The organism is Paenibacillus cellulositrophicus, assembly GCF_009363095.1.
Lineage (GTDB): Bacteria > Bacillota > Bacilli > Paenibacillales > Paenibacillaceae > Paenibacillus_AQ > Paenibacillus_AQ favisporus.
On sequence record NZ_CP045295.1, the window covers coordinates 5833919 to 5847979 of the forward strand.

Consider the following 14061-nt stretch of genomic DNA (forward strand, 5'->3'; position numbering starts at 1 on the left):
GCACAGCGGTTCGAGTTTGAACCGGGACATAACTTTGATGGAGACTGACTTAAAATAACGGCAGAATCTGCTCCTCTTCCCGCGGCTGCACAGCTTCTGTGCAGCCGTCCCGAAGAGGAGTTTTCGTATTTGGCAATCCTCGGTCGCATTCGATGCACGACGATTCTCAAGTATATGGACTCTGCGAAATGGCGAAAATGATGAGAAAGATTCATAAACCGTGCTGCAAGGGGACCGACAAATGTCATTTTTCAAACAACTATGGAAGGCCATGCTCAAGGATGAATCTAAATCGCAGGAAGCCATTGTCGAGGCATATCCTGAAAACAACGAAAGTCCCTCTCTTCAACATACGCTGGAGCAATTTGACAATTGCGCCGATCTGGTGCATCGAACGTACCCCAAACTTCAAGTGGATATCGTGTACTTTAGTCCCATGATGGATATGGACAAGCTGACTCGCGACGTATTAACCCCGCTGCTGCAAGCTGGTGAAGCTGAAGTATCCGGCGTGTTGGAGCAAAGCCAGTTTTCCAAAAATGAGGACAGTAAGCAAATCGTTAAAGGGATTCTTTCCGGGCAGGCAGCTATCTTTTACGGGCAATCCGCCTATTTAGTGGATGTTTTTGGCCCCGAATCGCGCGCCGTTACTCAATCCGAAACGGAGACGGTCATTACAGGCCCCCATGATGCTTTTACAGAACGTGCGGGAACGAATCTGGCGCTCATTCGCAGCCGAATTCGAAGCTCACATCTGAAAGTGATCCGGTTGTCTGTGGGGGAAGTCACCAAAACGGATGTGTTTATCCTTTATATAGAAGGAATTGCAAACATGGATTATGTCCATGAGGCGATAAGCAGAATTAAAGCCATTGAAATGGACGCCGTGTATGACACCTCGATGCTCATCCAATGCATAGAGGACAGCCCGAAATCCGTGTTTCCCCAATTCATTACGTCGGAACGTCCGGACGCGATTGCGTCCAAGCTGGTATCCGGGCGGGTGGTCGGGCTCTGTGACGGGAGTCCTTCAGTATTTAGCGCACCTACATCCGTGTTCGAATTTTTCTCTTCCTCGGACGATTACTACCAACGATGGATGGTCGGTACAGGGATCCGCCTGCTTAGATTCGTTGCCTTTATCATTACGGTAGCCTTCACGGCCCTTTACGTGTCCGTCACGACGTATCATTATGAGATGATTCCTGAAAATCTGCTGATCCCGTTAACGGAATCCAGAAGCAGAGTTCCCTTTCCGCCTTTATACGAAGCTCTGCTGATGGAAACCACGATCGAGCTGCTAAGGGAAGCCGGCGCACGGCTGCCTACGAAAATCGGGCAAACCATCGGTATCGTCGGGGGTATTGTCATCGGGCAGGCAGCCGTTCAGGCCGGTCTGACAAGTAATATTTTAATTATCGCCGTGGCGATCTCTGCGATCTCCTCCTTTGTTATTCCCAGTTATGCCATGAGCGGCTCGATTCGAATCATCCGTTTCGGAATCATCGTATTGGCAGGAATATGGGGGAACTTTGGGATTGCGATCGGTTTCACCGCGATCATTATTCATCTTGGGGGAGTGCTCAGCCTCGGAACGTCATATTTAACTCCCATTGCCCCGTTTAAGTTTAGGGATTGGAAAGATACGTTTATCCGGGCTCCATTTTTTATCCTGGATGAAAGACCTACGCAAACCAAGACTCCAAACCGGATAAGACAAAAGCCCAGAAGGTAGGTGACGGCTCATGAAGGAGAAGTTATCTGCGTTTCACGCCACCATATTAATCTATATGACCCAAGTCGGCGTATTCAGCTTCAGCCTTCCCCGAATGCTTGCCCAGCATTTTGGAACGAACGGTTGGCTTGCGATATTCATTATGGCGGCCTTTGTATTTCTAAACACCGCGATCATTGCTGTTGTTTATCGGCTGTCTAAAGGGAATTCCGTCTTTGAAACGCTGGAAAGGTCGATTCCCAAAATCGTTCTGTACCCGATTTACCTTTTTTTATGCTGTTTCTGGGTAACGATCGGCTGTTTGGCCGCGAAGGAGTACATATTTATCTTTCAAATTATCGCTTTTCCTTCGACCCATCCGATGATCTTTATGTTTATTTTTTGTGTGCTCGCCTATTTATTAATTAATCAGGGAATTTACAATATTGCCAAAGTTTCGACCGTTTTTTATATCATCACGGTGTGGATCCTTTTTTTGTTCTTTTTTTACTATCATGACTTTAAGTGGACCCGGCTTACGCCTTTCATTTTTCAAGGTGGAAGTCCGGACAAAATCAAAGGGTTTTTCGATGTGTATCCGGCTTTTCTCGGATACGAGCTGGTCATACTGCTTTTTCCATATTCGGACAAAAAAACGCATCTAATGCGAACAGCATTTATAAGCTGCGGGCTGGTCACCATCGTATATGCGTTCATTGCCTTTGTCTCATTTGGCTTTTTCAGTTTGGGCTATCTGAAGGTGCTGCAATACCCGATTCTGGTCTTGTTTGCGTATGTTCACCTTCCGCTCATTGAACGCATTGAAAATCTGCTTTACGGTTTTCTCTTGTTTACGACCATGATCACGACGGTGATGAACAGCTGGGCTGCCGTTGAGGTCGGGAAAAGGATGTTCCCAAAATTAAAAAACGCCGTATTAAGCTTTTTGATCATGCTGTTTGGTTATGTGATCTCCTTTATCCCGGAGGTGCTGATGGAGGCCCAGAGGTGGCTGCATTACGCAGCTTACATCGAAACCGGTCTTGCTTTCGGCTTCCCGATTGCTTTGATCCTGTTGTTGCTTATTCAACGAAGCAGAGGTGAATTACAACCATGAACAAAAGATGGCCCGGATTATTGTTGACCCTTGCAATGCTTACGGGATGCGACGATCAGCACATATTGGAGAGAACCGGATTTTGCCACACGATCAGCTATGATCTTTTGCCGGACCATAATTTTAAAATCGGACTGAGCGTACCCAAGGCAGATCCGAACTCCAAGACGGACCGGGAAGTGCTGCAAGCCATCGCCCACAGCAGTAAGGACTCACAACCGAAATTGGTCAGGCAAACCAGTCTGCTGCTGGTTAACGGACAGCTGCGGAACCTTCTCTTCAGCCTGCCTTTAGCCGAGGGCGGTCTCTTGGACCAAATGGATACGCTGAGCCGAGATCCATCGATTCCGCCTAAAGTCAAGATTACTCTGGCTGATGGCGATGCCTATGATTTGCTTAAAAAAAATTACAAGGAGCACCCCCGAACGGACCGGTACATTTATACTTTGCTGGAAAAGGAAGCGTCGTATCAAACGGTGCCTGAGGCTACCCTGTACGAATTCATACGGGATTATTACGATGACGGAATTGATCCGATCGCTCCCATCATCAAAGACGCGGGAGATACGATTACGGTCTCCGGCGTAGGACTGTTTAGAGGGGACAGATATATTACCAGAATCAAACCGGATGATTTGCACATATTGGCTTTGTTACGACATAATCTGCGGCATGCGGATATGACGATCCATCTGGCCTCGGAAGGACAGCACAAAGAGCTGATCACCTTCAACTATCTAAAGAGTGACCGGAAGATCGATGTTCTTCGCGACAAGAGCGGCAAACCCGTGGTGATGATTCATATTAAGGCGTTCGGATCGGTGCTCGAGTATATCGGAAAATTGAAGCTGCACAGTGATGCGGACCGAAATACATTATTGCAGCAGGCAGCCAGGCATCTAGAGAGCAGAGCCGAAGAGATGATCAAGTTTATGCAGGATAACAAGGTGGACAGCATCGGGATTGGGGCTTATGTGCGCAACAGTATGAGTTATGCGTCCTGGAAGAAACTTGACTGGTATGAAGAGTATGCTCATCTTACCGTGAAATGCAAGGTCGATTTAAACATCGTCAACTCTGGACAAACCCTCTAGAAGCGGCTAACTGAGGCAGGGAAGGGGTTATTCAGAAAGACGAAAAAAAGGGGGTTGACACCAACCGCATTTAAGCATAGAATTGTCTCATAATCAAATATCTCAAATTAAAGACAAATGAATTTAAGGTTTTTGAAGGGTGGGAATCGAATGCAATCGACATGCAAAAATAAAGCGTACCTGGCGTTAATGCAGACCTCTAAAGAAATCCAGGAATGCATTAGAGCCGAGCTGGCGAAAACCGACCTTCACGTTACAGAATTTTCAGTATTGGAAGTCCTCTACTTCCATGGTAAGCAGACGATCCACGAAGTGGCGCAGCGCATTTTGGTGTCAAGCGGATCCATGACGTATGTGATCGATAAGCTGGAGCGCAAGAACATGCTCAAACGGGTACCGTGTCCTGACGACCGCCGGGTGATCCATCTGGTTCTTACCCCCGACGGGGAAGCGTTCATGCAGTCCATCATGCCGAGACATCAGGAGCGGGTGGAGCAGCTGTTCGGATCACTGTCTGAAGAGGAGTCGGGAACCTTCGTACAGCTGCTCGGAAAAATCAAGCATCAGCTTCATGTACAAGTTTAATCGTCCTATCTAAAATAATGAAGATCACGGGAGGAATTTAAAATGAGTAAAAAAACGATGGGAATTCACCATATTACAGCGATTGTGGGTCATCCGCAGGAAAACGTCGATTTTTATGCCGGCGTATTGGGGCTTCGCCTGGTAAAGAAAACGGTCAACTTTGACGATCCGGGTACCTATCATTTGTACTTTGGCAATGAAGGCGGTAAACCAGGAACGATCATTACGTTCTTCCCTTGGGCAAATGCGTATCAGGGCAAAATCGGCGACGGCCAGGTTGGAGTCACCTCTTATGTTGTTCCTGCCGGTGCGATGTCCTTCTGGGAAAAACGGCTGGAACAGTTTCAGATTCCTTTTACAAAAACGCAGCGCTTTGGCGAAACGTACTTGACGTTTGACGATCCGCACGGACTCCATTTGGAAATCGTTGAGCGGGAGGAAGGCGAGCCTAATGCCTGGAGCTTTGGCGGCGTAACTGCGGACGTTGCGATCAAAGGATTCGGAGGCGCGACCCTGTATTCTGCGCATCCGGAGCAGACGGCGGAATTGCTGGAGAACGTGATGGGTCTGGAACTCATCGGCAAAGAAGGGGATTTGGCCCGGTATCGTTCTACCGCGGATATCGGCAACGTCATCGATCTGAAGCTGGCCTCGGCAGGCCGCGGCCAGATGGGGGTCGGAACGGTTCATCATATTGCCTGGCGGGCCAAAGATGATCAGGATCAGCTGGACTGGCAAAGCTATGTTGCTGACAACGGCTATCATGTGACGCATGTACGCGACCGCAACTATTTCAATGCCGTCTACTTTAAAGAGCATGGCGAAATCTTGTTTGAAATTGCCACCGATCCTCCAGGATTTGCCCATGACGAGTCTTTGGAAACGATGGGACAGCAGCTGATGCTGCCGGCGCAATATGAACCTCATCGGGCTGAGCTTGAACGGGTTTTGCTTCCGTTTGAAGTCAGAACACTGGACTAATTGAAGGGAGGGGCAACCCGCATGATATCCATCGATCCCCAAGCCCAGAGCGAAAGGGATAACTACAAGCTGCTGATTGGCAGCATCATTCCCAGGCCGATCGCGTTTGTGACGACGAAATCACAGGATGGCGTATTGAACGGAGCGCCGTTCAGCTACTTTAACATCGTGTCCAGTAACCCGCCGATGATTTCCCTGTCCATTCAGCGGTCAGGCGGCGAGCTTAAGGATACGGCCAGAAACATTCGCGACCTGCAGGAGTTTGTCGTTCATATCGTGGATGAGCAGAATGTTCGGCAAGTGAATGAAACGGCAGCCAAGCTGCCTCCGAACCACAGCGAAATCGAATTAGCCGGATTGACGCCAGTCGAAAGCACCAAAGTCTCTGTTCCGGGCGTCGCCGAAGCCAAGATCCGGATGGAGTGCGTGCTCGAACAAGCGCTTGAGCTGGGCGGAGCGGGTTCTGACGGATGCGACTTCATCATCGGCCGAATCGTTCAGTTTCATATCCAGGAGGATTTGTACGAGAACGGTAGGATCGACGCCCGTCGTCTGGCTGCGGTAAGCCGGCTGGCCGGCAACCATTACGCGCGGATCGGGGACATATTCACGATTGAGCGCCCGCAGTAAGTTTGCTCGAATGGAACTGATAAAATGGCGGTGCAGGGGGTTATCCCTGCGCCGCCATTTTTGACTTCCCGTCGATTGCCGCCTCCCTAGGCAAATTACGGGCAAGCGAAGTGATCCGACCTCAAGGCTCACCTTCTGGTTTATGTTGTGCCTTTTCTTACCGGGTGTCGTAAAATGGTCCTTGCCTTCTCCGGAGGGGTGCTCATGATATCGGAAATATAAATTTCATGATGAAGCCCGTTTTGTACCAGATTATGGTCCTTCATAAATGCCTCAATCAAATCCACGGTTTCCTGCTCCCGATCATAGGGGCCGTTATGCATCATTTGCACGCATTTACCCTCATTGATCGTTTCTAGGACGATAGATTGAATGAGCGGATTGTCCATGATCGCATTTATTTTGGTCCTCTCCCAATGGCTCTCCGTCACGTAGTCGGGAACTCGTATGAGCAGTTTCCAATACCATTGCTCCATTGGCACTTCCCGAACAGGCTTATTGCCGTCCACCCACCAGAGCCCCTCCAGAACCGGCACGATAAAATCTTTGCCTTCCTTCATCATCAGTGATTTGACTCCGTATGCAGAGGTGTGAAGTGCTTGTACAGCAGCCAGGTGGGCAGATCCGCCAGGGGCACCCTGATCGGAAATGGTAAGATAAAGGTTGCTTTCAAGCTCAATCAGTTCGGGGTGATCCGGAGCGTGATAATACTTGTTGTCTGTAATCATTAGATTCATCAATGTTTGCCTCTCCTTTCGTTTAAGGTGCAGTGACATTGTACTATACCGATTACGACATCATTATGTCATGAACGGTTCGGGTTTTTTAGGCCAACGTTTTGTGTTTTAATGAGTGTGTATTGAACTATAGTGTGAAGCGGAAATGGAGGACAAGGGCCTTGAAAATTGACAGGCTTCTTGCTATCGTGACGCTGCTGCTGGGGCGCGATAGAATAAGCGGCAAGGAACTCGCCGAACGTTTTGAGGTATCGGTCCGAACGATCTGCCGAGATATCGAAGCAATCAATAAGGCGGGTATTCCTATCGTATCCTATACGGGGATCGCTGGGGGTTACGGACTGATCGATCATTATAAACTAGACCGTCAACTGCTGACGTTTGAAGAACTGTTTGTGATTGAGACGGCCCTGAACGGGATGCTTTCCTCGCTGGATGATCAGAAGATCCAACTGTTAAGGGATAAGGTACAAGCTCTTATCGTAAAAGCGGAACGTGATCAAATGCAGGAGCATAAGCAGAAAATGATCGTAGACTTTAATCCGTGGGGGCACGGACGATCGGAACAAGATATTATAGAACAATTGCGCGGAGCCATTAAGGACAACCTGATGGTTGAATTTGATTACCCAAACACGATTGGCGAATATTATGCTCGCAAAATAGAACCGATGACAATAGCATTAAAAGGTTATCATTGGTATGTGTACGGGTATTGTACGACTCGGAACAATTATCGAATCTTTCGATTATCCCGAATAAACAACCTGCGGATTGCCTTAGAGAGCTTTGTTCGCCGAGATAAAACGATCGAGGATTTAGAAGCTTTATGGAACGATCGCGGTCCGGTTACTCGTTTGGAGTTACATTTTCAGCCGCAGGTAAGAACAAGAGTACAGGACTACTTCAAAGCGGAATCGATCACCCCTTTACCTGACGGCTCACTTCAAGTTAAAGGGGAGTTTCTGGAGGATAGTTGGCTATATGATACGATTCTAAGTTTTGGGCCGAATGTCCTCGTATTGGAACCTGAACACATAAGGGCAGAGATCGCCGATCGAGTACGCAGAACTGCTCAATTATATGATAAATGATTTAACTCATAACAATTGAAAAAGACGTGACCGGATTGGTCGTTAACAGCGACCAGCGTTCCAGTACACGTCTCACGCTTTACGATGACATGCTGCTTAAGAGAGGCTCACGATAGCCCGGCCCCGCATGCGGCCTTGAAGAATTTGGGTCAACGTGTCCGGCAGATTGGGCAGCGCAATCTCGTGAACGACGGAATCGAGCATTTCTTCTTCCGGCAGCCACTCGGCCGCAATCCGTCCCCATACCTTGCGCCGGAGCTCCATAGGGCACTGCACCGAGTCAATGCCGAGCAGATTAACGCCGCGTAAAATAAACGGAAGCACCGATGAGGCGAAGTCCATTCCCCCGGTAAAACCGCTGACAGCGACAGAGCCTCCATAACGGACCGATCTTAGGACATGAGGCAGAAGAGCCCCGCCTACCGGATCGACCGCACCGGCCCATCGCTCCTGCTGAAGGGAGCGTCCTTCAGGCAATTCCAGCTCCTGGGGCGAGATGCATTCGGCGGCGCCTAGTTTTTGCAAATAATCGGCTTCAGCGCTTTTGCGGGAGCTGGCCGTCACGTCATAACCCGACCGCGTCAGCATGGCGACGGCCCAACTTCCCACGCCGCCGGTGGCACCGGTTACGAGCACAGGGCCTTGGCCGGGAGCCAGTCCGTTCTCCTCCATCCGGTGAATGGATAAGGCAGCGGTGAACCCGGCGGTGCCGACCGCCATCGCTGCCTTCGCCGACATACCCGGCGGCAGGGGGACGACCCAAGCAGCGGGCACCCGCGTCATTTGGCTGAAGCCTCCCGGATGGGATACCCCCAATCCGTATCCCGTAACGAGGACTTCGTCTCCCTCACGGAATGCAGGGTCAGACGAAGCGACGACGGTTCCGGACAAGTCGATTCCCGGAATATGCGGGTAACTGTTCACGATATTGCCTCCAGGGATGCTGGCCAGCCCGTCTTTATAATTCACGCCTGAGTATGCAACACGGATCGTTACGTCTCCTTCCGGCAGATCGTCCAGCAAATAGCCCCGTATTTCCGGCTTCAGCTTTTCCCCTTTCCAATCTACCGTTAATGCTTGATAAGTGTTCATTTTTGATGCCGCCTCTCTTAAATAATGATGGATGATTTGCAGAAAATTATGCTCTGAGCATGGATGCAGCGTTTCGGATTCAACTCGGTCCGATCGAATCAACAAACTCTTTGAGTTCCAGATTAAAGCGCTCCATCGAAAATCTATCGTCATCAGGCGATAACCCAGGATCGGAAGGGAGCGATCCCTCCTTATAGTTAGAATATCCTTGTTCTTCTTATTCGTCTAATTTATAATTCGTATATAAATCATGCATAAATGTAATGGATGAGGAGGGGATGAAAATCGAGTGGCAGCAGATTGAGTATTTTATTGCGGTGGCGAAGCTGCAGCATATGACGAAGGCGGCACAGCAGTTATCCCTGTCCCAGCCTGCCTTGAGCCGTTCTATCGCAGGCTTGGAGAAGGAGCTGGGCGTGGCTTTGTTCGAACGGAGCGGACGTAATCTGGTCCTGAACCGGTTCGGGCGTCTTTTTCTGGAACGGGCTGAACATGCTTTTCGTGAAATTGAGCAAGCCAAACAGGAGATCGCGAACCAAATCAATCCGGAGGCGGGTGTGATTTCCCTTAGCTTCCTGCATACGCTCGGAGCTCAGCTGATCCCGAGCCTGCTCGGTTCCTTCCGGGAGCGTTATACCGACATCCGTTTTGAGCTTCATGAGAGCTCCAATCAACAATTGCTTACGCTCATCTCCAATCACGAATGCGATTTCGGCCTTTCCACGCCCGAGCTGCTGGATGACAAGTTCAACTGGCATTTGCTCGGCATGCCCGAATTATTTCTTGCCCTTCCGCAGCATCATCGGTGGAGCAGCAAAAGCCAAATCAGTTTGGAGGAGCTGCAGGATGAGCCTTTTGTCGGTTTAAAGACGTCCTGCGGGTTAAATTTCACCATCAACCAATTGTTCGAAAAAAAACAGATTCGCCCGAACACCGTATTTGAAGCGGACGAATTGGATACGGTGGCCGGGCTCGTTTCTGCGGGTTTTGGAGTTGCCTTGCTGCCGAAGACGATAGGTGTTCAAAATCATCAATTGCACTGGGTGAAGGTCGATGACCCGGCATGCAAGCTTCCGATCGGCGTAGTATGGAAAAAAGACAGGCCGCTTACCCCGGTATCGGAAACTTTCCTTGACTTCATCCGCGAAAAATACCCTTTGGTTCAACAGGAGTAATGCTGTATCATTTCATCTCATTTTGGAAATGCCGCCACTGATCAAATTAACCTTGACGGTAATGATACCAATGCTGCCCCGATCCAGGTTTAATTGTCCTTTGTTGCTTAGTTCCTGCCATTCCTTGGGCATGCTGCGGTACAGCTTTGCCGACAGGCCATACGCGTCGATGTCCTGCTCTAGCCCTTTTAAATACGTATCCATGATCTGGCTTTTAACTTCCTTGGCAGCCTGCAGCTCGAGCTGTTGGCGATGGAGGCTTGTGCTCAGCTGCGGAAGCGTTGCCTGCATGGAAACCTTGATATCGAAGACCGGTTTCCCGTTGAAGATACGTGGCCGGATCGACGATTTGATGTTGTTCATGACCATGACGGCTTGGATTTTCTTTTCTCCCTTGATGACCAGGGGTGTACGTATCGTTTTTTTCTCCGTCCAGCGGAGTCCCAGGATATGTTGGGTCGGAAGACAGCTCCGGAACTTCTGATGGTCCAGAAAGCATACGCCGGCCATGCTGATGTTGGGGGACGGCTTCTGGTTGTCGGTCCAACCCGATACGGTTTCCACGTAAGGCAGATGGACCGTTTCACCTTTTTCTTTCCATTTCCAAATGAATTTGTACATATACAACGGAGCGACAACCGAACTTTGTTCATAAGACCGCATCGGGCTGTTCAACTGCGAGTATATGGCGGACAGTTCGCTGGTTGACGTCGCATTGAGCACCCGCTCCAAGGGTTCCCTGGTGGCCATCGCCCACACGGTATAACGATACTCGTAATACCGGTCCCATACGTCCATCACCTGATCGATCAGCCCGTGCTTTAATGCATTCTCGGTAAAGACAACCGACTTCACGTTGCTCCAGACAATTCGCTGCGGACTCGATTCGTACAGATTGAATATCGCTGTGTCGAACGCATCCCCCTCCGCCTTGCCAACGAACGTTTTCTGCTGCTGGTTCTGACCTGATTCTTTCTTGGCGATCCCCCCAAAGTTGACCATTTGGATGTACACGACAACTTTGTCCTTGACGTAATCAACGCCCAGTGTATTGACGTAAATCATATGCTCGATTTCCCTAGTCCCCCAGCAGCCGGTTAGCAGCGTAGAGAGCAGGATAACGATAGCGATGCAGCGGATCGTTTTCATGCCGTAATTCATCCTTTGTTTTCGGAATGGTCGCTGAATTTCCCTTTGCCCCAAGGCATGCGGAAAAGAACCTTAAACCATTCCTTAAATTGAGGTGGAGACAGAGGGGACAAAAAAGGGGTGCCGAAGGATCGAAGATTGACCAGGAACAGAACGAGAGCCAGCAGACTCGTCAGCGTTCCGAATAGTCCGAGAAATCCGCTGATCAGCAGAATCACTAGCCTTAGCAGGCTGACCACCGTGACTAAGGACTGGTTCACCAGCGTAAAGGTGGAGACGACCGATATTGCCGTAACGACGATGGTTCCCGGTGCCGCAATCCCCGCGCTGATGGCGGCCTGGCCAATAATCAACCCGCCGACGACCGACAGAGTCTGTCCGAAGGATGAGGGCAATCTCATTCCCGCCTCCCTGAAAATCTCGAAGAGCAGCAGGCTCACCACGGCCTCCAACGGGACCGGGAGCGGCACACCTTGCCTGGAGTTGACGATGGTCGCCAGCAGGGTGAAGGGGATTTGATCCTGATGGTATGCCGTAATCGCCGTCCAAAATCCAGGTAAAAAAAGCGACAGCATGACCCCGATTATCCTTAATAACCTTGTGAAGGCAACGAAGGTGTTGACGTAATGAGCGTCTTCCGACGTGTTAAGCAGAAGGTTAAAGGTCACAGGGCCGAAAACCACTGTCGGCGAGCCGTTCATCACGAGCGCGAATTTGCCGTGAAGCAGCGCGTTGACCGTGTAGTCCGGCCGGCCTGTATAGGTCATCAGCGGAAAAAGCGAAAAGCCCGTTAACGTTTCTTCCAGCTGCGTATTGCTGATCAGACCTTTGGTACGTACGCGCGCGAGCCTGGAGCGGATTTCATCGAGCACATGCTTCTGAATTTCATCCTTATGGTACAGAAGAAATACCTCGGTCGACGTTTCCGAGCCGATCGTGAATGCTTCGACCGCCAGCAATTCGGTTTTGAGCCTTCTTCGAATCAAGGCCAGATTGGTGTATGCATCTTCGACAAATCCGTCCCGCGGCCCGCGGCTAGACACCTCCGTATTAGGCTCCTCAGGCTGCCGTATGGGCGGATTGGCCAGAGTTACCGAGTAAATCTGATACGTAGGTTTGAATAGGAGCAGAAGATTTCCGTTCAGCACAGTTTCCTTTATGGCTTCTTCGCGGCCTTTTTCAGGCAGGTTTTTCATGTGAAACGGAACCTTCTGCTGCAGGTTCATCTGGTCCGATCGAAAAATATCTTCAGAAATGTCCTTCAGCGCAGGAATGATATCCTGCTCCACTTTGTTGACGTCACACAACCCTTGGCAGTACAGCAGCTGAACGCTGTAGTCTGCATTGGATAGCTGTAGGGTTATATTTTTAATATCCGCACTCGAATCGAATAAGCGGGAGACCAAAGCATCGATCGCTGAACCGTTCCGGCTGCTTTTTCTCATCATGACGCCGCTTTCCCCCTTCGCTGAGCCAACAGGAGCAGTCCAGCCATAATAACCGAAAACGCCAGTACCCCCCACAGCGATATAGGAAGTACATAGTGAGACATCATTTTTATGAAGGCCTGATCGCTGATCGGCATGGTCGAAATGAAGAGGATGACCGCGTAAAGGCAGCCCAGCATCCATGCCTTTCCCTTAATGCTCTGAATCCGGAATACATCCAGAATGAGAAACATGGTGAGGGATATCCGGATGAACGCGCCGCTGAACCATTGGTACACGCTGAAAAAGTCCAAGTGCTCGATGTAGCGGCCGATCGTGAGCAGCCTCCATTCCTCGTAAGCTGGAAACCTCAGCTTGGCCGCCTCGTCCGTTCCGAATTCGACAATTGAGCCAATGAGTGGACCTAGGGTCAGACCTGCCAAGAGGACGACCACTGTCAAGAAATGCAAGTACGTCAGGCGAGACTGGATGTGATGCTGCATGAAGAGCAGCATGATCAACTCCGCGAAGCCGGCCCCCACATAGACCGCGCCGCTCCAGACCGGCTGCATGCCATGGGCGAGAAGCGGCTTAAGCAGGGAGTAATCTTTATGCGGAGTATTCGAAAACATGACGAAAAAACCGAGCAGGACGACAACGGGCAGCAGGACGCTGGCTGTATTGGCAATGGATTGGATGCCAAGGTACGCGTTGACCACCGAAATGAAAAGAAAGATCAGGGCAAACACCAGAATCGGTGTTTCAGGAGAAAAGGTCTGATGGATCCAGTAGACGGTGTCCCGGGTCGTAATCGTACATATTGCAAAGAGGTAGATCGCTGCCGATCCGGCCAGCAGGCGTCCTACAATAGGGGAGTAAGCTTTTGAGAAGATGTCAAATATCGGACGCTTGGCGGCTCTGCTGATTCCAAAGTGCAGGATCACAATCCATACCAGCGAGCATGCCCCCGCAAGAACTATAGACATCCAGGAGTCGCGTCCGGCCGCATCCAGCAAAATCGGGATGATGATGACATGGTTCAGCAGCCCCGTGCTCAGCATCATGATCATGACGGATTGAACAAACGTAATAGGGGATTTCATGGTCAGCTTCCTCCTGCTATGGCAATCGTTCCTTTCTTATTGTGGAATATTTTAGATGAATTATACTGTCGAACCAAAATGAAGGCAGAGGATAACAAGAGCTTCTTATGACAGTAGTGGCATCAGATTTATTTAAAAAAGTTAACCTTTGTTAATCGACAAC

Annotated in this window: 13 protein-coding genes; 8 read left to right on the top strand and 5 right to left on the bottom strand. The window is 49.9% G+C overall.

The window, feature by feature from the left end:
* The first annotated feature begins 241 nt into the window (after positions 1-241).
* From GCU45_RS26600 to GCU45_RS26625, 6 genes are all read left to right on the top strand, one after another.
* The gene (locus GCU45_RS26600) at positions 242-1735 is read left to right on the top strand and encodes a spore germination protein (protein WP_244364283.1); all 1494 of its coding nucleotides are present in this window, start codon (positions 242-244) and stop codon (positions 1733-1735) included.
* Positions 1736-1745: 10 nt separating this feature from the next.
* Positions 1746-2831, top strand: coding sequence for a GerAB/ArcD/ProY family transporter (locus GCU45_RS26605; RefSeq protein WP_152401788.1), 1086 nt, complete (start codon positions 1746-1748; stop codon positions 2829-2831).
* Positions 2828-3925 (top strand): Ger(x)C family spore germination protein, encoded by a 1098-nt coding sequence (locus tag GCU45_RS26610; protein ID WP_152401790.1) that lies wholly within the window; start codon positions 2828-2830, stop codon positions 3923-3925. The genes GCU45_RS26605 and GCU45_RS26610 overlap by 4 nt, the downstream gene beginning before the upstream one ends.
* A gap of 150 nt (positions 3926-4075) precedes the next feature.
* Positions 4076-4510 (top strand): MarR family winged helix-turn-helix transcriptional regulator, encoded by a 435-nt coding sequence (locus GCU45_RS26615; protein ID WP_089546314.1) that lies wholly within the window; start codon positions 4076-4078, stop codon positions 4508-4510.
* Positions 4511-4552: 42 nt separating this feature from the next.
* Complete coding sequence (locus tag GCU45_RS26620) at positions 4553-5491, top strand: ring-cleaving dioxygenase (protein ID WP_152401792.1); 939 nt, start codon at positions 4553-4555, stop codon at positions 5489-5491.
* A 21-nt stretch (positions 5492-5512) separates the two neighbouring features.
* On the top strand, positions 5513-6121 hold the full coding sequence (locus GCU45_RS26625; protein WP_152401794.1) for a flavin reductase family protein: 609 nt from the start codon (positions 5513-5515) through the stop codon (positions 6119-6121).
* A gap of 140 nt (positions 6122-6261) precedes the next feature.
* On the opposite strand, the gene GCU45_RS26630 is transcribed toward GCU45_RS26625, so the two are convergent.
* Positions 6262-6858, bottom strand: coding sequence for a GyrI-like domain-containing protein (locus tag GCU45_RS26630; RefSeq protein ID WP_167527231.1), 597 nt, complete (start codon positions 6856-6858; stop codon positions 6262-6264).
* Between the two features lie 161 nt (positions 6859-7019).
* On the opposite strand from GCU45_RS26630, the gene GCU45_RS26635 reads away from it, so the two are divergent.
* Positions 7020-7952, top strand: a complete 933-nt coding sequence (locus tag GCU45_RS26635) for a helix-turn-helix transcriptional regulator (RefSeq protein WP_167527232.1) — start codon at positions 7020-7022, stop codon at positions 7950-7952.
* 96 nt (positions 7953-8048) lie between these two features.
* On the opposite strand, the gene GCU45_RS26640 is transcribed toward GCU45_RS26635, so the two are convergent.
* Positions 8049-9044: an acrylyl-CoA reductase family protein gene (locus GCU45_RS26640; protein ID WP_152401800.1), complete on the bottom strand. Its 996-nt coding sequence runs from the start codon at positions 9042-9044 to the stop codon at positions 8049-8051.
* Between the two features lie 278 nt (positions 9045-9322).
* On the opposite strand from GCU45_RS26640, the gene GCU45_RS26645 reads away from it, so the two are divergent.
* Positions 9323-10219, top strand: a complete 897-nt coding sequence (locus tag GCU45_RS26645) for a LysR family transcriptional regulator (RefSeq protein ID WP_167527233.1) — start codon at positions 9323-9325, stop codon at positions 10217-10219.
* Between the two features lie 12 nt (positions 10220-10231).
* Here GCU45_RS26645 and GCU45_RS26650 read toward each other — a convergent pair whose 3' ends face one another.
* Genes GCU45_RS26650 through GCU45_RS26660 form a run of 3 tightly spaced genes read right to left on the bottom strand, consistent with a single transcriptional unit; the run spans position 10232 to position 13898 of the window.
* Positions 10232-11368, bottom strand: coding sequence for a Ger(x)C family spore germination protein (locus GCU45_RS26650; protein ID WP_167527234.1), 1137 nt, complete (start codon positions 11366-11368; stop codon positions 10232-10234).
* A gap of 8 nt (positions 11369-11376) precedes the next feature.
* On the bottom strand, positions 11377-12816 hold the full coding sequence (locus tag GCU45_RS26655) for a spore germination protein (protein WP_152401806.1): 1440 nt from the start codon (positions 12814-12816) through the stop codon (positions 11377-11379).
* A complete protein-coding gene (locus GCU45_RS26660; RefSeq protein WP_152401808.1) occupies positions 12813-13898 on the bottom strand; it encodes a GerAB/ArcD/ProY family transporter in 1086 nt (361 codons plus the stop codon). The genes GCU45_RS26655 and GCU45_RS26660 overlap by 4 nt, the downstream gene beginning before the upstream one ends.
* Positions 13899-14061: the final 163 nt, after the last annotated feature.